The 20,702-nt window shown below is 64.7% G+C and carries 19 protein-coding genes and 1 riboswitch; of the genes, 7 read left to right on the top strand and 12 right to left on the bottom strand.

Annotated elements, in window-relative coordinates:
• Positions 1 to 4: 4 nt before the first annotated feature.
• From ACSBOX_RS07115 to ACSBOX_RS07140, 6 genes are all read right to left on the bottom strand, one after another.
• The gene (locus tag ACSBOX_RS07115; protein ID WP_442545412.1) at positions 5 to 781 is read right to left on the bottom strand and encodes a class I SAM-dependent methyltransferase; all 777 of its coding nucleotides are present in this window, start codon (positions 779 to 781) and stop codon (positions 5 to 7) included.
• A 50-nt stretch (positions 782 to 831) separates the two neighbouring features.
• Entirely contained in the window at positions 832 to 2,256 is a 1,425-nt protein-coding gene (locus ACSBOX_RS07120; protein ID WP_442545413.1) for an aminotransferase class V-fold PLP-dependent enzyme, read from the bottom strand.
• A gap of 35 nt (positions 2,257 to 2,291) precedes the next feature.
• Positions 2,292 to 2,404, bottom strand: a riboswitch (SAM riboswitch).
• Positions 2,405 to 2,564: 160 nt separating this feature from the next.
• Positions 2,565 to 3,377, bottom strand: a complete 813-nt coding sequence (gene hisN / locus ACSBOX_RS07125) for a histidinol-phosphatase (protein WP_415983775.1) — start codon at positions 3,375 to 3,377, stop codon at positions 2,565 to 2,567.
• Between the two features lie 59 nt (positions 3,378 to 3,436).
• Positions 3,437 to 4,552, bottom strand: a complete 1,116-nt coding sequence (gene rsgA / locus ACSBOX_RS07130; protein WP_078108437.1) for a ribosome small subunit-dependent GTPase A — start codon at positions 4,550 to 4,552, stop codon at positions 3,437 to 3,439.
• 2 nt (positions 4,553 to 4,554) lie between these two features.
• Positions 4,555 to 5,949 carry a 3-phosphoshikimate 1-carboxyvinyltransferase gene (gene aroA / locus ACSBOX_RS07135; protein ID WP_442545414.1) on the bottom strand — a complete coding sequence of 465 codons (1,395 nt, stop codon included), beginning with the start codon at positions 5,947 to 5,949 and terminating at the stop codon, positions 4,555 to 4,557.
• 6 nt (positions 5,950 to 5,955) lie between these two features.
• Positions 5,956 to 6,471 carry a DoxX family protein gene (locus ACSBOX_RS07140; protein ID WP_078108439.1) on the bottom strand — a complete coding sequence of 172 codons (516 nt, stop codon included), beginning with the start codon at positions 6,469 to 6,471 and terminating at the stop codon, positions 5,956 to 5,958.
• A gap of 218 nt (positions 6,472 to 6,689) precedes the next feature.
• Between ACSBOX_RS07140 and ACSBOX_RS07145 the strand changes: the two genes are divergently transcribed.
• Together ACSBOX_RS07145 and rsrA are read left to right on the top strand one after the other, a co-directional pair.
• Positions 6,690 to 7,529, top strand: coding sequence for a sigma-70 family RNA polymerase sigma factor (locus ACSBOX_RS07145; protein ID WP_442545415.1), 840 nt, complete (start codon positions 6,690 to 6,692; stop codon positions 7,527 to 7,529).
• A complete protein-coding gene (rsrA, locus tag ACSBOX_RS07150) occupies positions 7,526 to 7,783 on the top strand; it encodes a mycothiol system anti-sigma-R factor (protein WP_028264789.1) in 258 nt (85 codons plus the stop codon). The genes ACSBOX_RS07145 and rsrA overlap by 4 nt, the downstream gene beginning before the upstream one ends.
• Before the next feature lie 79 nt (positions 7,784 to 7,862).
• On the opposite strand, the gene ACSBOX_RS07155 is transcribed toward rsrA, so the two are convergent.
• From ACSBOX_RS07155 to ACSBOX_RS07175, 5 genes are all read right to left on the bottom strand, one after another.
• Positions 7,863 to 7,937 carry a 50S ribosomal protein bL37 gene (locus ACSBOX_RS07155; protein WP_369299106.1) on the bottom strand — a complete coding sequence of 25 codons (75 nt, stop codon included), beginning with the start codon at positions 7,935 to 7,937 and terminating at the stop codon, positions 7,863 to 7,865.
• 127 nt (positions 7,938 to 8,064) lie between these two features.
• A complete protein-coding gene (locus ACSBOX_RS07160; protein WP_442545416.1) occupies positions 8,065 to 8,679 on the bottom strand; it encodes a PadR family transcriptional regulator in 615 nt (204 codons plus the stop codon).
• Entirely contained in the window at positions 8,679 to 9,527 is an 849-nt protein-coding gene (locus ACSBOX_RS07165) for a DUF4097 family beta strand repeat-containing protein (RefSeq protein ID WP_442545417.1), read from the bottom strand. Before ACSBOX_RS07165 ends, ACSBOX_RS07160 begins: the two co-directional genes overlap by 1 nt.
• A gap of 120 nt (positions 9,528 to 9,647) precedes the next feature.
• Entirely contained in the window at positions 9,648 to 10,247 is a 600-nt protein-coding gene (locus tag ACSBOX_RS07170) for a GDSL-type esterase/lipase family protein (RefSeq protein WP_284751260.1), read from the bottom strand.
• Between the two features lie 135 nt (positions 10,248 to 10,382).
• Positions 10,383 to 14,180, bottom strand: coding sequence for a multifunctional oxoglutarate decarboxylase/oxoglutarate dehydrogenase thiamine pyrophosphate-binding subunit/dihydrolipoyllysine-residue succinyltransferase subunit (locus ACSBOX_RS07175; protein WP_442545418.1), 3,798 nt, complete (start codon positions 14,178 to 14,180; stop codon positions 10,383 to 10,385).
• A 543-nt stretch (positions 14,181 to 14,723) separates the two neighbouring features.
• Here ACSBOX_RS07175 and ACSBOX_RS07180 point away from each other — a divergent pair.
• The 5 genes from ACSBOX_RS07180 (at position 14,724) to ACSBOX_RS07200 (ending at position 20,207) form a co-directional block, all read left to right on the top strand.
• Positions 14,724 to 16,187, top strand: coding sequence for a hemolysin family protein (locus tag ACSBOX_RS07180; protein ID WP_442545419.1), 1,464 nt, complete (start codon positions 14,724 to 14,726; stop codon positions 16,185 to 16,187).
• Positions 16,184 to 17,254: a hemolysin family protein gene (locus tag ACSBOX_RS07185; protein WP_442545420.1), complete on the top strand. Its 1,071-nt coding sequence runs from the start codon at positions 16,184 to 16,186 to the stop codon at positions 17,252 to 17,254. Before ACSBOX_RS07180 ends, ACSBOX_RS07185 begins: the two co-directional genes overlap by 4 nt.
• A gap of 66 nt (positions 17,255 to 17,320) precedes the next feature.
• Positions 17,321 to 18,334 carry a metal ABC transporter solute-binding protein, Zn/Mn family gene (locus ACSBOX_RS07190; RefSeq protein ID WP_442545421.1) on the top strand — a complete coding sequence of 338 codons (1,014 nt, stop codon included), beginning with the start codon at positions 17,321 to 17,323 and terminating at the stop codon, positions 18,332 to 18,334.
• A gap of 121 nt (positions 18,335 to 18,455) precedes the next feature.
• Positions 18,456 to 19,289: a metal ABC transporter ATP-binding protein gene (locus ACSBOX_RS07195; RefSeq protein ID WP_442545422.1), complete on the top strand. Its 834-nt coding sequence runs from the start codon at positions 18,456 to 18,458 to the stop codon at positions 19,287 to 19,289.
• Positions 19,290 to 20,207: a metal ABC transporter permease gene (locus ACSBOX_RS07200; protein ID WP_442545423.1), complete on the top strand. Its 918-nt coding sequence runs from the start codon at positions 19,290 to 19,292 to the stop codon at positions 20,205 to 20,207.
• On the opposite strand, the gene ACSBOX_RS07205 is transcribed toward ACSBOX_RS07200, so the two are convergent.
• Positions 20,204 to 20,686, bottom strand: a complete 483-nt coding sequence (locus ACSBOX_RS07205; RefSeq protein WP_442545977.1) for a Fur family transcriptional regulator — start codon at positions 20,684 to 20,686, stop codon at positions 20,204 to 20,206. The two genes, ACSBOX_RS07200 and ACSBOX_RS07205, sit on opposite strands and share 4 nt — an antisense overlap.
• Positions 20,687 to 20,702: the final 16 nt, after the last annotated feature.

Consider the following 20,702-nt stretch of genomic DNA (forward strand, 5'->3'; position numbering starts at 1 on the left):
AGAATCAGGCTTTGCGCGCCCGCCAGCTCTGCGTGAGATAGGGCAGCGGGATGACCTCGTCCTCGGCATGTTCCAGATGTTCGAAGAGATACCACCGGAGATTGCCCATGACCTTCGCCCGGGTGGCATCGTTCGCCCTCAGATAATAGCTGCGCGACTTCACGAGTTCGAGGATGTCTGCCGGAGCCAAGGGATCCTCCCAGCGCGTGACGTGGTTTTCGAGGCCGGTGAACTCGGGGCCCACCACTGGCCGGAAGTCCGGTTTGTGGACATCGCCGGCATGCATGATGCGGGACAGGCGATGGACCCAGGGCACCGAAGTGTCCAATTGGTTCCAGATCAAGCCGATGACGCCCTGGGGTCGAAGGATCCGGGCGATCTCAGTGCTCGCGGCGAGCGGATCGCACCAGTGCCAGGCTTGGGCAACGCTGACGACGTCGAATGCTGAGTCCGCCAGCCCGGTTGCCTCAGCCGTGCCCTCCAGGGCGATCACCTGTGGATACCCTTTGCGCAGCTGGGTGAGCATGTCCGTGGAGGGGTCCACTGCGGACACCGCCAGCCCCCGCTCGACGAGCAGCGAGGTGAACTTTCCGGTGCCGGCGCCGATGTCTGCCGCGTCCCGAGCCCCCTCCGGCAGCAGCCAGTCAGCTGAATCCGCAGGGTAGCCCGGCCGGACCCGCTCATAGTGTTCTCCGCCGTCCTGGAAACTGCGGCCGAGTTCGAGTCGCCGTTCCTCATATAGCCTGGGGCCGGCTGAGGTGCCTTTGGGTCGCGGGGCCACGCGGGAACTCCTTCGTAGGACAGGAAAAATACCCTACGAATCTACCGCAATCAGTCGGTGCTGCAGGGTGCGGCGCCCGCGGTCCCGGGGGTGTTGGGAGCCCACTCCGGGTAGCTGCGGTGGTCGTTCGCAGGGACCCAACGCCCGGCATCCACCACGTAGTCCCAGCCGAGGCCATTGCTCTTGAGCGCCTGGATGCCCGCGATGAGCCGGGTGGCGTCTTCCAAACGCGACCCCACGCCGAAGCTGGCACGCAGCGATCCGGAGGGAAGGCCGAGGCGCTTGAGCAGCGGGTGCGCGCAAAAGCGTCCGTCCCGCAGGCCGATGCCATGCTCGGCCGCAAGATAGGCCGCGACGAGTCCGGCGTCGTAGCCCTGGAGCGAGAAGTTCACGACGCCGATCGTGTCCTGGGGATCGGTGTCGCTGAAGATCTGGTGCACGGTCACGCCGTCGATTTGCTTGAGGCCCTCGACAAGGTGCGAGCGGATGGCGGCCTCGTGGGCGTGCCATTCATCGTGGTCGAGGCTGGCAATGACCTGAGTGGCCCGGGCCAGGGTGGCCGCGCCCAGCACGTTCGGAGAGCCCCCTTCGTGCCTTGCCGGCCCCGTGGCCCAGCTGACGGAATCAAGGCGTGCCTCGCGGACCGCGCCGCCTCCTGCCAGGTGCGGCGTGCCGGCGTCGAGCCAGTCTGGGCGGCCCACCAGCACACCGGCGCCGAACGGTGCATAGAGCTTGTGCCCCGAGAAGACCAGGTAGTCCACCTCCGCGGCGGCGATATCGATGCGGCGGTGCGGTGCGAGTTGCGCCGCGTCCACCACGATCCGCGCCCCGAATTCGTGGGCCAAGGCAGCGAGTTCCTTGATGGGCAGGATTTCGCCGGTCACGTTCGACGCGCCGGTGACTGCCAGGAGGCTGACGCCACCCTGGGAGAGCGCCGTGCGGACAGCCGCAACAGTCTCCGACAACGTTCCGGCGGCAACGATGCTGCGGTGGGGAACACCTTGCCATGGGAGCAGATTGGCGTGGTGCTCGATGTCCAGGTACAGGACTTCGCCCGTATGCCTGCCGTCCTCAACCGGCAAGCAACCCGCCAGCAGATTGAGGGAGTCAGTGGTGTTGCGCGTGAAAATGACGGAATCGTCCGGCCTGCCGCCAACGAAGTCACGAACGATGTTGCGGGCATTCTCGTAGACCGACGTGCTGATTTGGGAGGCATAGCCGGCGCCGCGGTGGACGCTCGCGTAGTACGGCAGGATTTCGTTGAGGTACGCGGAGACCACGGTCAGCGCAGGTGCGGAAGCGCCGTAGTCGAGGTTGGCGTAGCGGATCTGGCCGCCCTGGATCAAGGGCGCCTGCAGCTCCGCTCCGGTGACTGCGGCCAGTGGGCGCGACGCCGGAGTCCGGGACTCACCGTGCCGCTGCCCAGGATCGTGGTGCTGCGAAAGAGCCGTGGAAGAAATTGTGGCTGTGCTCATGGGACCTCACTCAAGAGGGACCCCTGCGTGCAGGGGGTCCGCGCTTGCCGCATCCGTTCCGGACCGGCCGGGTCGTCACCCGGGGCACCCCGCCGCGATGGAGGGTTGCCGGCCAGCAAACCGGGGTTTCGCGCTGGCACTCGTGACCTGTAAAGAGCGTAGGACACCGGCAAGGCCGGTTCCAATGTGACCGCGATTGTTAAGCGGATTGTTACACCGCCCGAAAAATGTGCCTTCAGCCGAAGAAAAAGCAACGGACGCCCCGGAAAAGGGACGTCCGCCGTCGTTTGTTCAGTGAATGGGGTGGATCAGAGCAAGTCGTCGAGTTCGGGGTTGAGCCTCTTGAGCACCTCGGAGTGCAGGATCGAGTTAGTGGCGACGGCGTTTCCGCCGAAGGGGCCATCCGCGCCATCCAGAGACGTGAAGCGTCCGCCGGCCTCGGTCACGATCGGCACCAAGGCCGCCATGTCGTAGACCTGGAGTTCCGGTTCGGCGGCGATGTCCACGGCGCCCTCGGCCACGAGGCAGTAGGACCAGAAATCGCCGTACGCACGGCTGCGCCAGACATCGTTCTCGAGGCCCAGGAAGTTGTCCAGCTTCTCGTGCTGCTTCCACTCGGAAAGCTCGGAGTAGGAGAGCGAGGCGTCTTCGAGCCGGGACACGTTGGAAACTTTCAACCGGGTGGCCGCCGCCAGCGACCGGCCCATGTAGGCGCCGGAGCCCTTGGCCGCCCACCAACGCTTGCCGAGCGCCGGAGCGCTCACGAGGCCGACTACTACCTCGCCCTCGTCCACGAGGGCGATCAGCGTTGCCCACACGGGTACGCCACGCACGAAGTTCTTGGTCCCGTCGATGGGATCGATGATCCAACGCCTCGAGCCGTGGCCCGTGCTGCCGAATTCTTCCCCCAGGACGGCGTCACGGGGGCGGGAACGGGAGAGCTGCCCGCGGATTGCTTCCTCGGCGGCTTTGTCGGCGTCGGTGACCGGGCTCAGGTCGGGTTTGGTCTCCACCTGAAGGTCCAGGGCCTTGAACCGCTCCATTGTCAGGGAATCGACGGAGTCGGCCAGGACGTGTGCCAGCCGCAGGTCGTCGTTGTAGCTCGAATCGGGTTGGGTCATGGTTCCAAACTACCGTCTCTTCGCCGGTGAGCCGGGGAGGTAGGACGGCAGCGGCGCAGTTAGTTGACCGTACCCAGTTCCTTGGTTTCCTGTGCTTCCATGCGCGGGTCCGCGCCGAGGAGCCGGCGCAACGATGCCAGGCGGGCCGGGCCCGACTCTCCGGCATGGCCATCGGCGACCCACGAATCCAGGCCGCATCGAACAGCGTTGGCATCGTGCTTGCAGCCGCGCTCGCACATTTCGGTCCCGGGTTCGAGGTCCGGGAAGGCATGCAGGATACGGTCCGGGTTCACGTGGGCGAGGCCGAAGGAACGGATGCCCGGGGTATCGATGATCCAGCTTCCGCCGGGGGCGTCGCTGAGCTTCAGGGCAAGGGCAGACGAGGAGGTGTGCCGTCCGCGCCCCGTCACCGCGTTGACCCCGCCGGTGGCGCGCTCGGCCCCGGTCAGGGCGTTCACCATGGTGGACTTCCCGACGCCGGAATGGCCCAGGAGCACGGTGACCTTGCCGTCGAGGTAGTCCCGCAACTGGCCGACGGCGTCACTGTCGAGGCGGGCGGACAAACCGTCGTCCGACCGGGCGTCGATGCCGGAGGCGCCGGCGTCGGCCGTCCGGCTGATGATGATGGGGAAACCGAGGCTCACGTAGTTGGCGAGCAGTTCTGTCGGATCCTTGACATCCGCTTTGGTGACGAGCAGCAGCGGCTCGATTCCGGCGTCGTATGCTGCCACCAGGGCGCGGTCGATGAATCCCGTGCGCGGTTCCGGGTTGGCGGCCGCCACCACCACCACGAGCTGGTCGGCGTTGGCGACGACGGCGCGTTCGATCGGATCGGTGTCGTCGGCACTTCGCCGCAGGAGGGTCTTGCGCTCCTCGACCCGCACGAGGCGGGCGAGGGTGTCCGGGGCTCCTGAAACATCGCCGACGAGGGCGACGAAGTCCCCTGGAACCACGGGGGAGCGCCTCAGTTCCCGGGCGCGGGCGGCAATGACAATGCGCTCGTTGTCCGAGCTTTCATCCACTATCGCGGTGTAGCGGCCGCGGTCGACGGTGACGATGCGCCCGATCACGGCGTCGTCGTGGCTGGGGCGGTCCTTGGTGCGGGGGCGTGTGCCCTTCTTGTTGGGGCGGATCCGGACATCGGACTCATCCCAGGAGCGTGCGTCGCGAGCCATCGTCAGTTGCTTGTCTCCGTTGAACCGGTGTCCGCGGCCGCTGGCCCCGCAGTGAGCATCGACGTCCAGATGTCCGGGAATTCGGGCATGGTCTTGGACGTCGTCGCGATGTCTTCGACCTGGACGCCTTCGACAGCGAGACCGAGTATCGCACCCGCGGTAGCCATGCGGTGGTCGGCGTAGCTGTGCACGACGCCGGCGTGCAGCGCTGCGGGCCGGATCACCAGTCCGTCGCTGGTTTCCTCGGCGTCGCCGCCAAGTCGGTTGATTTCGGCGACCAGCGCGGCCAGCCTGTCTGTCTCGTGTCCGCGCAGATGCGCGATGCCGGTGAGCCGGGAAGGGCTGGTTGCCAAGGCGCACAATGCCGCCACAGTGGGGGCGAGCTCGCTGGTTTCGTCGAAGTCCGCGCCCAGGATCACGGAACCGCCGGTGACTGTCAGGGTGTCGTTGTCCAGCGTGACGGTGGCGCCCATGGTGGCAAGAATGTTCCGCCAGAGATCCCCGACTTGCGTGGTGTTGGCCGGCCAGTTGGGGATCCGGACGGTTCCCTTCGTGGCGAGCGCCGCGGCGAGGAAGGGACCCGCGTTGGAGAGGTCCTGCTCGATCCGCTCGTCGAACGCCTGGATGGGGCCGGGGGAGACTCGCCAATGGTTTGGCACGGAGTCATCCACCTGGACTCCAACCCCGCGCAGGACAGCGACAGTCATGTTGATGTGGTCCAGGCTCGGCACGGGCTTGCCGACATGCTCGAGGTGGAGGCCCTCTTCGAAGCGAGCGCCGACCAGCAACAGGGCGGAGATGAACTGCGAGGACGCGCTCGCGTCGATCACCAAGTGGCCACCGCGCACGGAGCCTGTGCCGGAGACCTTGAACGGCAAGGAGCTCGGCGCTTGCCCGTCCATGGCGCTGACTTCCACTCCGAGGGTCCGGAGGGCTTCGATGATGGTGCCCATGGGACGCTGGCGTGCGTGCGGATCGCCGTCGAACACCGAAACGCCGTTGCGCAGTGCCGCAAGGGGCGGCACGAAGCGCATGACTGTGCCGGCCAGGCCGCAGTCGATGGCGGTCTCCGATGCGGCAGCCGCAGGATCGATGGGGGTGATTTTAAGATCCGGGCCGTACTGTCCATCGCCGGGAACCTCGGTAATGGTGGCGCCAAGCCGGCGCAGGGCCTCGACCATGAGGGCCGAATCCCGCGAATGCAAGGGTGCACGCAACCTGCTGGGGCCGTTGGCCAATGCCGCCAGGACCAGATAGCGGTTGGTCAGCGACTTCGAACCAGGAACCGAGACCGTGGCATCCACAGGGTGGCTGGCGAAGGGTGCGGGCCACAGGGGAAGCGCGGAAGCTGTGCTGGTCCCTGAATCGTCTGCCTGCGTGGCGGGGGTTCCTGGCATGCTTCCTTATGCTCCAACTGCGTTGTCTACGGCCTTGCGGACGGCCCGGTCTGTCTTCTTGAACTGCTTGCCCGTGGCCTTCTTGGCGTCGATGGCGAGGTGTTCCGCGCGCCATGCGAGGCTCGGTTTGCCGGCAGTGTCGACGGCGGCGAGGAGAACGCCGCCGGTCAGCGAAATGTTCTTGAGCAACTGGGCGCGACGTGCGAGCCGGCCTTCCTTTGTGCTGATGTCGGCAGAACGCCACTCAACAAAGGTGTTCAGGACCGAGATCCCGGCAAGCAGCGTTGCCGAGAACCGGGAGCATTTGCCGAGGGCGAGCAGGGCGCCTGCGCCCACCTGGGTGCCGCCAATGAGCCGCGCCAGCATCTTCTCGTCCGCAGGGAAAGGCAGCGACTCGGAAGCGCGGCGGAGCAGCGGAGAGAGCTGCTTGGCTGTGTCATCCGCGTTCTTGAGCTTGTCCAGCCCTGCGACGACAAAACTGGAAGCCAACATTGGCCTGGCGAGAAAACGGACGAGGGACATGTCTTTGCCTCCTGGATGGCTTGCCACGGTGTTCAGGTGGTGCTGCGTTCAAGTGGTGCGGTGTTCACGGGGTGCAGTCGGATCTAGTCTTGCATCTTTGCGGAATATTTGCCCGGAGCTTGCCGTTGTCAGAAGAAGGTGCGGTATGGGCTGGACCTTGGATTGTGGCGTGTGCGTTGTGCCGCGCTTAGTCATGTCGTTCGAGTGGAGATGGTTTTTTGGCCTTGGTTAAGGACCGCGAGGGACGCTTGGCGCTTGGGCGGGAGCTGCCACTGGACTCCCGGCGGGTGACAGTAGACTTGGATGCAATGAGCACCATGGATCCGGCCGCAGCGGCCATGTACAAAGCAGCGACGGAAGCCACGGACGCAACGTCCGACGGCGACGCAACTGTGGAGGCCGACGTCGAGATTGCCGTTGACTTCGCAAGCGAGACTCCCGAACAACGGAGGGCGCGCTTCGAACGGGACGCCATGCAATATGTCGACCAGCTCTATTCGGCTGCCATGCGCATGGCCAGGAATCCGTCCGACGCCGAGGACCTGGTCCAGGAGGCCTACACCAAGGCGTTCTCGGCCTTCCACCAGTACAAGCCGGGTACCAACCTCAAGGCGTGGCTGTACCGCATCCTGACCAACACGTACATCAACCTGTACCGGAAGCGGCAGCGCGAACCGTTGCAGTCGAATTCGGACACCATCGAAGACTGGCAGCTGGCGCGGGCGGAGTCCCATACGTCCGCCGGGCTGCGCTCGGCGGAGGCGGAAGCCCTGGATCATTTGCCGGACTCGGACGTGAAGAGCGCGCTGCAATCCATTCCGGAGGAATTCCGGCTCGCGGTGTACTTCGCTGACGTCGAGGGCTTCGCATACAAAGAAATATCAGACATCATGAATACCCCGATTGGCACGGTCATGTCCCGGCTTCATCGCGGCAGGAAGATGTTGCGCGATCTGCTGGCGGATTACGCCGCAGAACGGGGAATCAGCGCCGGCGCGGAAGAAAAGGCCTTGGCCGTGGGCGCGGCCACAAGCAAAAAACAGGAGAAAAGGAAATGAGCTGCCAAGGATTGGGCGACTGCGACGATGCTCGGATGCAGCGTATCTACGAGTACCTCGATGGTGCGTTGACCCGGGAAGACATCGCCGAGATCAAAGTGCATCTGGAAGACTGCCCGGAGTGCACCGAGCAATACGACCTTGAGTGCGTCATCCGCACCGTGGTCAAGCGCTCCTGTACGGAAGCGGCTCCTGAGAATCTCAAGAACTCGATCCTGGACAGGATCCACGCTATGAAGTCCGTGGACGTCTAAGAGCCTGGAACGGCAAGGGCCCCGGAAACCTGATGGTTTCCGGGGCCCTCCGCATTAAGTCTTACGCTAAGCCGATGGCTTAGGTGTTGGGACGCTTGCCGTGGTTTGCGCCGCCGCGCTTACGGTCACGACGCTTACGTGCACGCTTGCTCATAGCTGGCCTCCTTAGATTCTTGATACTCAATAAAGCTGCCCTCCAGTCTCCCACATCCGGGGGCCGCCCCGCGAACCGCGGGCCGGGACCCAGGGGAGAGGACGGCAGCCCCGCAGGAAGTCCGGGCTCAGCCCCGCAGGGAATTCCGGATGGAGATCCTGGCCTGGTCCAGGACGGTGCGGACGGTCTCAAGGGCGATAGGAGTCAGGGCCTTGGAGCCGGCGTGCTGTCGCAACTCCACCCGGATGTCGTCGCGGAAGGCCTGGACCATCATTTCGGCTTCCTTCAGGATGCGGTGTCCTTCCGGAGAGTAGCTTCCGGCCCACGACTGGAACTCCGCGGACTTCGCGTTGGCTCGCGCGGCTTCGGCGGTCGCCGCGAGGTCTGCGCGCAGGCCGCGCATGTTGCTGCGGATGTCGTCGCGGAGGTTATCGGCCAACCGCCGCACCGAGGCCGAGATGTTGTCCTCGACGTCGGCTAGTTCCTGCCGCCGGCTGTTGAGCTCCGCCAGTCCCGCCTCGGTGATGGAGTAGTTGGTTCGGCGCCCGTCGCTGCTTGTGGCTACCAGTCCTTCTTCCTCGAGTTTGCCGAGGCGCGGGTAGATGGTTCCTGCACTGGGGGAGTAGGTCCCGCCGAAGCGTTCGCCGAGGGCCTTGATGAGCTCGTAGCCGTGCTTGGGGCCTGATTCCAGGAGCGCCAGCAGATAGAGCCGGAGCGCTCCGTGGGCAAAGACTGGCGGCATCAGACTTCCTCTTCTCCGGTGACTGGGTGCGTTGTTCCGGGTGTTGGCGCACCGCCGTGGATGATGGAGGTCTTTCCGGACACGGAGTTGGTGCGCGCCACCATGAGCCGCTGATCGGGGCCGGCGATGGTCTGGACCTTTCCGCCTGACTGGGCGTACAGCTGGTCATCGATCATCACGGTGCCGCTGGCTGTTTTGGCGACGATGTCCACGCCGACGTCATGCGGGAGGCGGACGGTGAGGTCGCCCGAAACGGAATTGGCTCCGAAATCCTGGGTGTAGCCGTGAAGGTCGAAGCTGAGGTCTCCGCTGACCGTATTGGCCCGGATGTTCTTGAAGCGACCCGAAGCCGTGACTTCGCCCGAGACGCTCTTGGCGGTCATGACGCCGTCGTGGTTGCGCGCGATGACTTCGCCGCTGACGGTGTTGACGTGAAGCTCGCCCCGCGTGCCGTCCGCGAGGACGGACCCGGACACCGTGTTGAGGCGGATGTGGCCGCTGACGCCGGAGACCATGCCGTCACCGCTCACGGTTCCTGCTTCGACATCGACGCCGGCGGGCAGTGCGATGCTGATGACGATCGTGTTGGTGCTGGTGTTGTTGACGGTCCCCATGAGGTTGCGGAACCAGCCCTGCGGGCCGTGCAATTGGTGGCGGACTTCGAGCCGGCCGTCAACCAGGCTAACGCTCAATGGGTCGCCGGCGATTTCCGAGATCTCGATCCGGGTGATTGCTTCGTCGTGCGTGACGACGTCGAAACGGCCCTTGACGATCCCCAGCTTGAGTGAGCGGACGCCGTCGACGTCGATGGTCTGCGGACCGGTAACGGTCCAATTCTCTTCTTTCATGACCCCTCCAATGGTGCGCCATTAGTTGCGATATATCGCGTATGAAACTTACGATATATCGCGAATCGCATCTTGGCAATGGGTCCTGCTGGAGGAGAGGGGGCGCGCCGCTGGCCCCGGTTATTCCGGCTGGGCGATCCTCAGCCACTGGAACCAGCCGCGGTGCAACACAAGCCAGGCCATGAGCCCATAGCCCGCTTGGCCCGGTGTACCGCCATTCGCTGCGAGGTCGGTGCGCCATTGTTCGTGGTTGAGCAACGGCGAGAACGTGTCGACGTACTGGTGGTTGCGGCGGGTGGTGACGTCGGCGAATGCGGCGTTGAGTTCCGCGATCCGACGGTTCTTGGCCGGGTCCAGCGTGGGCGGCGGACCGACGACGAATACTTCGATGTTGCTTTGGGACGCCCCATCCAGGATGTTGGCCAGGTTGAGGCGGCTGCGCGCCGTGGAGACACCGAATTCGATGTCGCGGCCGGACAGTCCGATCACGAGGCGGTTTTCGTGGACGTTGCTGAAGCGTCTCCCGGCTTCGTCGAGCCAGCGCCCCGCAAGGCCTTCAGTGCCCTCCATGGGACAGGGAAGAGAGTAGCTCTCCACCAGGACGGAGTCCTGGGGAGTCCGCGCGAGAACCCTTCCGAGCCAGCCCAAGGCCCTGGGGTCACCGAGCCCGGCGAGTAGTTCATCACCAACAGCTGCGATGCGCAGCTTCCTGTCTTCCACAGTTACCTCTTCACCAAACGTTGCGGTCCTTGCACTGTGTCCGGCCGGGCGGCTTGATCGCCGGACACTTGTTCCATTAAACAGAACTGCCCGGCTGGAAGCGGGTATTGAACCTCCAGCCGGGCAGCAGCCGTCTTACTTGCGTTCGAATGCCTGCTTGAGCAAGGTGGCCTGCTCGGCGCTGTGGCGCTTCATGGAACCGGCCGCCGTGGAGGCCGATGCCGGACGCGACACGAGCCGGACCGAGCGGTCCAGTGCCTGCGGCAGGTTCAGGCCGATGAACGGCCACGGACCCTGGTTGGCGGGTTCGTCCTGCGCCCAGACGATATCGGCGTTCGGGTACTTGGCCAGTTCGGCCTCAATCTGGGCCTGGGGCAACGGGTACAGCTGCTCCAGGCGGATGATTGCGGTCGAGGTGTCGCCGGTCTTCTGGCGGTTCGACAGAAGATCGTAGTAGAGACGGCCGGAAACCAGGATCACGCGATCGACGCTCTGGGCCTCAAGCGGCTCGTGTTCGCCGATGACCGGCTTGAAGCCGCCCGTGGTGAAGTCCTCCACCGCAGAAGCCGCACCCTTGAGCCGCAAAAGCTGCTTCGGGGTGAAGATGATGAGCGGCTTGCGGGGACGGCTGTAGGCCTGCCGGCGCAGCAAGTGGAAGTGCGAGGCCGCGGTGGTCGGATTCGCCACGATCATGTTGTCTTCGGCACAAAGCTGCAGGAAGCGCTCGATGCGTGCGGACGAGTGGTCCGGTCCCTGGCCTTCGTAGCCGTGGGGCAGCATGAGGACGAGCGAGGAACGCTGGCCCCACTTCTGCTCGGCCGAGGAGATGAACTCGTCGATGATGGTCTGCGCACCATTGACGAAGTCACCGAACTGGGCCTCCCACAACACCAAGGCGTCCGGGCGTTCCACGGAATATCCGTACTCGAAGCCCATGGCTGCGTATTCGGACAACAAGGAGTCGTAGATCCACAGCTTGGCCTGATCGTCGCTCAGGTTGCCCAGCGGCATCCATTCGCTGCCGTTCGCGCGGTCGTGGAAGACGGCGTGACGCTGCACGAAGGTGCCGCGACGGGAGTCCTGGCCGGCGAGGCGGACGGGGACGCCCTCCATGACGAGCGAACCAAAGGCCGCGATCTCGCCGAAGCCCCAGTCGATGCCGCCTTCGCGGGACATCTGCTCGCGCTTCTCGAGGAGCTGCTTGAGCTTGGAGTGGACCGTGAAGCCCTCCGGAATATCGAGGTGCGCCTGGCCGATCCGCTGCAGCATTTCGGCCGAGATGGCCGTGGTGGCAGGCGCGTTGGTGCCGAAATCCGCCTGCTGGGCGATAGGACGCTCGATGTCCGAGACCGCAGCGGAGTCCGCCGTGATGATCGGGATAGGCGAAGTCTGCGCGGCATGGGTCTCCGCGAAGACACGCTCGAGGCGTTCCTGGTAGTCGCGCAGCAACTGTTCGGCTTCGTCCTCGGTGATGTCGCCACGGCCGATGAGGGATTCCGTGTAGAGCTTGCGGACGGAGCGCTTGGCTTCGATGAGGTTGTACATGAGCGGCTGCGTCATCGAGGGGTCGTCGCCCTCGTTGTGTCCCCGGCGGCGGTAGCACACCATGTCCACGATGACGTCCTTGTGGAAGCGCTGGCGGAACTCGTAGGCCAGCTGCGCGATGCGCACGACGGCCTCGGGGTCGTCGCCGTTCACATGGAAGATCGGGGCCTGGATCATCTTGGCCACGTCGGTGGAGTAGGTCGAGGAACGCGACGACGACGGTGCGGTGGTGAAACCGACCTGGTTGTTCACGATGATGTGGATGGTTCCACCGGTGCGGTAACCACGCAGCTGGGACAGGTTGAGCGTCTCCGCCACAACGCCCTGGCCGGCAAAGGCAGCGTCGCCGTGGACCATGATGGGCAGCACGGGGAACGCCTCGCCCTGGTCCAGCCGGTCCTGTTTGGCCCGGACGATGCCCTCGAGCACGGAGTCCACGGCTTCAAGGTGCGACGGGTTGGCGGCGAGGTAGACCTTGGTCTCATTGCCGTTGTCCGAAGTGAAGGTGCCCTCGGTGCCGAGGTGGTACTTGACGTCGCCCGAACCTTGAACGGAGCGGGGGTCCTGGGTGCCTTCGAATTCGCGGAACACCTGGGCGTACGTCTTGCCCGCGATGTTGGTGAGTACGTTGAGGCGGCCGCGGTGGGCCATGCCGATCGCGACTTCGTCGAGTCCGTCGTCGGCGGCGTCGGAAATGATGGTGTCCAGCAGCGGAATCAGCGATTCCCCGCCTTCGAGGGAGAAGCGCTTCTGGCCCACGAACTTGGTCTGCAGGAAGGTTTCGAAGGCCTCTGCAGCGTTGAGCTTGGAGACAATGCGCAGCTGCTCTTCGCGGCTCGGTTTGGAGTACGGGTGCTCCACCTGGTCCTGGAACCACTTGCGTTCTTCAGGCTCCTGGATGTGCATGTATTCAATGCCCGTGGTCCGGCAGTAAGCGTCGCGGAGAACGCCCAGGATGTCGCGGAACTTGAGCATCGGCCTGCCGCCGAAGCCGCCGGTGGGCCACTCGCGGTCCAGGTCCCACAAGGTGAGGCCATACGTCAGGACGTCGAGGTCCGGGTGCTTGCGCTGCACGTACTCGAGCGGGTTCGTGTCTGCCATGAGGTGGCCACGGACCCGGTAGGAGTGGATCAGCTGCTGGATGCGGGCAACCTTGTTGATCTCGTCAGCCGGGTCGACCTGGAGGTCGGGGCTCCAGCGGACGGGCTCGTAAGGAATGCGCAGCGCTTCGAAGATCTCGTCGTAGAAGTTCTGGGCGCCCAGGAGGAGCTGGTGGACGAGCTTGAGGAACTCGCCGCTTCCGGCGCCCTGGATGACCCGGTGATCGTAGGTGGAGGTCAGCGTGAGGATCTTGCTGATGGCGTTCTGGGCGATGATCTTCTCGCTGGCGCCTTGCCATTCAGCCGGGTAGTCGAGGGCTCCGACGCCGATGATGGCGGCCTGGCCCTTGGAGAGCCGGGGCACGGAGTGCACGGTGCCGATGCCACCGGGGTTGGTCAGCGAAACGGTGGTGCCCGCGTGGTCGTCCGCCGTGAGCTTGCCGTTGCGCGCGCGCTTGATGAGATCTTCGTAGGTGTGCCAGAACTCCGCGAAGTTCATGGTCTCGGCCTTCTTGATGTTGGGAACCATCAGGAGGCGCGTGCCGTCGGGCTTGGGCATGTCAATGGCGATGCCGAAGTTGACGTGTGCGGGCTGCACGGCAACCGGCTTGCCGTCTACTTCGTCGTAGTACACGTTCATCGACGGGAACTGGGACAGGGCGCGAACCACTGCGTAGCCGATGAGGTGGGTGAAGGAGACCTTGCCGCCACGGGCGCGGGCAAGGTTGGAATTGATGACAACGCGGTTGTCGATCAGGAGCTTGGCAGGAACGGCCCGGACGCTCGTGGCGGTAGGAACCTCGAGGCTCATGACCATGTTGGAAGCGATGGCCTTGGCCGGACCGCGGAGGACGGAGACGACGTCCTCTTCCGGGGGAGTGGGAGCCTTGGTGCTCTTGGGAAGCTGTGCCGGGATCGGCCGGGACTGGCTGCCGCCCGATGGATTCTGCGCGCCGTCCTTGGCGACAGTGGCCGGAGCCTTCTTGACCGGCGCTGCAGGAGCGGCCGGAGCAGGTGCAGCTGCCGGGGCAACCACGGGCGCAACCGGCGTCATTGCCGATGCGGCGGCCTGTGCCACGACAGGAAGTTCGCGAGTGGGAGGGTTTGCAGGGGCTGCGGATGTTCCGTTGGAGGAAGTGCCGTCAGCGGTATCGAAGGACTCGAAAAGCGGCCACCACTTGGCGTCGACCGAATTCTTGTCCTGCTGGTACCGCTCGTACAGTTCGTCAACGAGCCACTCGTTTCCGCCAAATTCCTCGGGTAGACGGTGGCTTGGCTGCTCTGGCACTTGAAATACGCCTCTTCCGTGAGTGTTGATTTCCAGCTGGCCCGGGGAACTGCAGGGGGTGCAAAGGCGAGCCAGGGTCTGGGTCCCGCGAACTCAGACCTTAGCCAGTCTAGTGACGAGCGGCGGCTATCTGCCAATAGTGGTGACCTAAATCATGTCGATCACAATTTGGCCCAGCTTCCGCTTCTTGAGAGGGCTCTTCTTCCCCGGGTTTTTCCGGCCGTTTGACACGCCGGGAACCTCGCCTCCGCAGGGTGAAGCCGCGTGAAGTCGGGCCGCGGCCGGACTGTAGACTTGAATTCTTATGGACAGTAATTCTAGGTGCCGGCCTGGGAGCTGCAGGGGACGCCGTTGGGCAATCTCCGCGCAGCGCACCCGCCGAGCCGGCAATGCCCGTACACATGCCCATCGCACACCGGAGCTCCAAGCCGGCCGGTCGGCGGATCGCTCATCCGCAGCGTCCGACCAACCCCCGCCGGGTCAACCAGCCCTTAGCCCTTCCGGTGCCCTGCTCCAGCCGTTCGAACCATCCGGCGGCCTCTAATGGAGTGGCTTTTCCTTCTCGCCGGCGTGCTCCTGATTCTGGGCACCGGCTTCTTTGTCGCCGTCGAGTTCTCGCTCGTGGCGCTCGACCAGTCAACGGTCCAAAGAGCGGTCGACGGCGGCGACCTCGCCGCCGCGGCGTTGCTCAAATGCCTGAAATCCCTTTCCACCCAGCTCTCGAGCTGCCAATTGGGAATCACGCTCACCACTTTGCTCACCGGCTTCGTCATGGAGCCGTCCGTCGGCGCCCTCTTGCACGGGCCGCTGCTCTGGGCAGGGCTGCCTGAGGCTGCCGCGCAGTCCGTGTCGCTCGTCCTGGCCATGACGTTCGCCACCGCCCTGTCGATGCTGATCGGCGAACTCGTCCCCAAGAACATGGCCTTGGCCCTGGCATTTCCGCTCGGCCGCGCGCTGGCGCGCCCGCAATTGGTGTTCACCGCGGTGTTCAAGCCCGCAATCGTGGTGCTCAACGGCTTCTCCAACAAGATGCTCAACCTCGTGGGGCTGGAGGCCAAGGAAGAGATCTCCGGTGCCCGCTCGCCTTCTGAACTGGCGTCCCTGGTGCGCCGTTCCGCGGAGCTGGGAACCCTCGACGCCGGGACGGCCAACTTTGTCGCCCGGACCCTGAACTTCTCCGCGCGTACGGCGGCCGACGTCATGACCCCGCGCATCCGCATGGAGACCATCGATGCCGATCAGCCGGTGTCGGACATCATCGAAGCGGCCCGGCGGACCGGCTATTCCCGCTTCCCGGTCATCGGCGAATCGGCCGACGACATCCGGGGCGTGGTGCACATCAAGAAAGCCGTGTCCGTCCCGTCGGAACGCAGGAGCCGGCTCGAGGCCGGAGCCATCATGTCCGAGGTCCTCAGCGTTCCCGAGACGATCCACCTGGACGCCCTGCTTCTGGAACTCCGCGAGGGCAACCTGCAACTCGCCGTCGTGCTTGATGAGTACGGCGGAACCGCGGGGATCGCGACCCTCGAGGACCTCGTGGAGGAAATCGTCGGCGAGGTGGCGGATGAGCACGACAAGGTCCGGCCCGGATTGCTGCAGAGCGCCTCGGGGGATTGGTACTTCCCTGGACTATTGCGTCCGGACGAGGTCAGCGAGCAGATCCCGGGCCTCACGGTTCCCGACGACCCCGCTTACGAAACCGTTGGCGGTTACGTCATGAGCCAACTTGGACGGATCGCGATTGTGGGCGACGTCGTCGAGGCCGGCGGCGGCACCCTTGCCGTCACCCGCATGGACGGCCGCCGGATCGACCGGATTTGCTTCCACACCGCCGCGCCGGACACACACGATGACGACGACGATAAGGACACTGCCGAAAGCGACTCAAGCGGATGGCAAAGCAGGAAGCAAGCCAACAAGCGGCTGAGCAAGGGCTCGGGCGGTTCGGCAGGCGATGCCATCGGCAACCCCGTGGCCAAAACCAGCCGTAAAGGACGTGCGGCATGAGCGACTGGGCAGGAATCCTCTGGCTCGTGGTGCTGTTGATCGGCAACGCCTTCTTTGTCGGCGCCGAGTTCGCCGTCATGTCTGCGCGCCGCAGCCAGATTGAGCCTTTGGCCCAACGCGGGTCCAAGCGCGCGCAGACCACCCTGTACGCGATGGAGCACGTCTCGCTGATGCTGGCGTGCGCCCAGCTCGGCATTACCGTGTGTTCCTTGCTGATTCTCCTCGTGGCCGAGCCCGCCATCCACCACTTGCTGGGGGCGCCGCTGGAGTCCGTGGGCATCCCCGTCGAATTGTCAGACGTCATCGCGTTTGCCGTTGCCTTGCTGGCAGTCACGTTCCTGCATGTGACCTTCGGCGAGATGGTGCCCAAGAACATCTCCGTTTCCGTGGCGGACAAGGCGGCCTTGCTGCTGGCGCCGCCGTTGGTCCACGTCGCCCGTTTCGTGAAGCCCGTCATCTGGACGTTGAACTGGCTGGCCAACCGCATCCTGCGCTTGATGAAGATCGAGCCCAAGGATGAGGTGACCTCGTCGTTCACACTCGAAGAGGTGCAGTCCATCGTCCAGGAATCGACCCGCCACGGGCTGGTGGACGACGACGCCGGCCTGCTGAGCGGCGCGTTGGAGTTTTCCGAGCACACCGCGGCGCACATCATGGTGCCGCTCGGCAAGCTCGTGATGCTCAAGCCCGGTGCCACGCCCCGCGAGCTCGAGAAAGCGGTCAGTCGCACCGGATACTCCCGGTTCCCTGTATTGGACGACGACGGCGAGTTGACCGGTTACCTGCACATCAAGGACGTGCTCTCCATCCCCGAGGAAGGACGACGCTATCCGATCGCGGAAAGCCGGATCCGGTCACTCGTGAACCTCGCACCCGAAGACGAGATCGAGGATGCCATGGCCGTGATGCAACGGACCGGCTCGCATCTCGGCCGGGTTGTGGGGACAGACGGCGCGACCCTGGGTGTGTTGTTCCTGGAGGACGTTATCGAGCAGCTTGTGGGCGAGATCCGTGACGCCACCCAGGCGCGCGGAATCCGGCGGCTGGGCGGACCCTCATCGGTGTGACCTCTTGCCGGCCCCACGGGGACGGCAAGAGGCGCTCGGAATTCTAAATAGGAATCATTCCCATTTATGGATACACTCATTGAGTCCCCTGTTGTGCTTGATTCGGTAGATCCGAGGTTTCCCGTGCGTCGTAGTGCCGCCCGTCCTTCCCTGACCGCTTTGCCGGCCGCGTGCGCGGTGTTCGCCGTGCTGCTTGCCGGGTGCGCGGCACCCGCAGCGACGGCGCCGTCGTCGTCCTCCGGCGTGATCGACGTGGTCGCCTCCACCAGCGTGTATGGCGATATCGCCAGGAGCATCGGCGGTGACAAGGTGTCCGTCACCTCCATCATCAGCAAGACGAACCAGGATCCGCACTCCTACGAGGCAAGCACCCAGGACAAGCTGGCAGTCTCCAAGGCCCAGCTGGTGCTCGACAATGGTGCGGGCTACGACGACTTCTTCAGCAAGCTGGCCGATGACAGCAAGGTGGCAGCGGACAAGACCATCACAGCCGTCAACGTGTCCGGGCTCCTTCCCGCGGCGAGCACCGGCGCATCTCCGTCCGCGGTGCCGGAAGGGTTCAACGAGCATGTTTGGTACAACTTCGACGCGATGGCGAAGATGGCCGATGCCGTGGCTGCGAAGCTTGGAAGCCTGAACCCTGCCGATGCCAAGACCTTTACGGCCAACGCGGACAAGTTCAAGGCCTCGTTGACAGGGCTCAGCGCCAAAGTGGCTGAAATCAAGGCCTCCAAGGCTTCCGCTCCCGTAGCCATCACGGAGCCCGTCCCTGGCTACCTGCTCGATGCGGCCGGCCTGGAGAACAAGACCCCCGAGGAATTCAGCCACGCCATTGAGGTCGGCTCGGACGTTCCGCCCGCAGCCGTCAAGGAAACGAGCGATCTGATTACCTCGAAGTCCGTCCGCTTCCTGGCCTACAACGAACAGACCGCGAGCGCCGAGACCGAAAAGCTGAAGTCCGAGGCAGCCGCAGCCGGTGTCCCGGTGATTGGTTTCACCGAGACGCTTCCCGAGGGTAAGGACTACGTCGCCTGGATGACGGAAAATGTGGCCAACGTTGCCGCTGCCCTGAACAAGTAAGCGGACGCACGCGGCAAAGAACAGGCGGGCCCCGCAATCGTCCTAAGATGTACAGGGCGGCTGCGGGGCCCTCTCTGTTCATCCAAGCGCAGGCCGCCAGCTTCATAGCTTCGCGAACCCCATGGATCGAGGAATCTTTTTGACACCGGTAGTGAGCCTTCGCGGCGCGGGCCTCCAGTTCGGCCAACGGGCCCTCTGGAAGGACCTCGACGTGGACATCCAGGCGGGTGAGTTCTTCGCCGTGCTCGGTCCGAATGGCAGCGGCAAGACCAGCTTCCTCAAAGTCCTCCTCGGACTGCAGCAGCTTCACTCGGGGACGGTGACCGTGGCCGGACAGCCCGTGGAACGCGGCAGCCGGAAGATCGGTTACGTACCGCAACAGAAGTCCTTTGCCCCGGATACGCCCCTGCGTGCCAGGGACCTGGTTTCCCTCGGCGTCGACGGCCACCGCTGGGGCCTGCGGATCAAGGCGAAAGCCGTCAACGAGCGTGTCGACGCCCTCCTGGACTTAGTGGGGGCGAGTGACTACGCCCGCGTGCCGGTTGGTCAATTGTCCGGCGGAGAGCAACAACGGCTCCGTGTTGCGCAAGCCCTCGCCTCGGAACCTGAACTCCTGCTCTGTGACGAACCGCTGCTGTCCTTGGACCTGCACCACCAGCAGGCCGTGAGCTCCCTCATCAACAGGCAATGCCACGAGCGCAACAGCGCAGTGGTCTTCGTGACCCACGAGATCAACCCGGTCATCGACTACGTCGACCGTGTGCTCTACCTCGCCGGCGGCAGGTTCCGCGTGGGAACACCGGAGGAGGTCATGACCACCGAAGTCCTCTCCGAGCTCTACAACAGCCGCGTTGAGGTCATTCGCGCGAACGGCCGGATCGTCGTCGTCGGGCTTCCGGACGCCACCACCCACTACCACGATGACGCCCACGCCGGTGTGGAAGAAGGCCACTAAATGGATCTCGGCAGCATCCTGCACACCATCTTCAACTTTGAAAACTACGGCGAACTCCTGGCGCTGGTCCAGAATTCCATCTGGGCCGGTGCGGTCCTCGGCCTGCTCGGCGGGCTCATAGGCACCTTTGTCATGAAGCGGGACCTCGCCTTCGCGGTGCACGGCATTTCGGAGTTGTCCTTCGCTGGTGCCTCCTTTGCCCTGCTCATCGGGGCGGACATCATTTTCGGTTCGCTCGCGGGGTCCGTCGCGGCTGCGCTGCTTCTGGGACTGATGGGCGTCCGGGCTCGGGACAAGAACTCGATCATTGGCGTCATCATGCCGTTCGGACTGGGCCTGGGCATCTTGTTCCTGGCCCTCTACCAGGGCCGGGCGGCCAATAAGTTCGGGTTGCTGACGGGCCAGATCGTTTCGGTGGATACCGTGCAGCTCCAGGTCCTGGCCGGCACGGCCGTGGTGGTCATGCTCGCCCTCGCCGCGATATGGCGCCCGCTCAGCTTCGCGAGCGTGGACCCCGAGATGGCGGAAGCCCGGGGAGTTCCCGTCCGTGGACTGGCGATTGCCTTCATGGTGTTGCTCGGCGTCAGCGTTGCCTTGTCCATCCAGATTGTCGGCGCGCTTCTGGTGCTGGCCTTGCTGATCACGCCCGCCGCCGCTGCGCTGCGGGTGACCACTTCGCCGCGGATCGTGGTCCTGTTGAGCGTGGTCTTCGCGATCACTGCCACGGTGGGTGGGATCCTCCTGGCGCTCGGCAGCAGGATTCCCATCAGCCCGTATGTCACCACGTTGTCGTTCCTGATTTATGTGGTGTGCCGGATCATCGGCAACGTACGTGCCAAGCGGGGTATCAACGGCAGGATTGTCCGCCCCCACGCTGCCATGGGCCAGGCAGTGGAAGACCAGACGGTAGCCGGCTAGAGCAGGCCCGCTGCTTTCTTTGCAGTGCACTCCGGGCAGAGACCGAAGATCTCCACGGTGTGAGCCACTTCGGTGTAGCCGTTTTCGGCGGCGACCCGTGCTGCCCACGTCTCCACGGCCGGAGCTTCCACCTCGACGGCCTTCCCGCAATTGCGGCATAGCAAATGGTGGTGGTGGCCCGTGACCGCACAGCGGCGGTAGACGGCTTCGCCGTCGGCGTTTCGAAGGACATCGATGAGTCCGTCGTCGGCAAGCGACTGCAGGATCCGGTAGGCCGTGGCCAGGGACACCGAGACGCCCTGGTTCTGGAGCAGCCGGTACAGTTCCTGGGTGCTCACGAAGTCGTCCAGTTCGTCCAGCGCGGCGCTGACGGCCAGTCGTTGCTTGGTGACGCGCTGCTCCTTGACGGCGGGATCCTTCGCGGCCGGAAGCGGCTCGGCTGCGGGCCCGGACGTGGCGGCATTGGCGCCCTGTGACATTCGTGGACTCATTTCG

It is taken from the genome of Arthrobacter sp. KN11-1C (assembly GCF_052180225.1).
GTDB lineage: Bacteria > Actinomycetota > Actinomycetes > Actinomycetales > Micrococcaceae > Arthrobacter.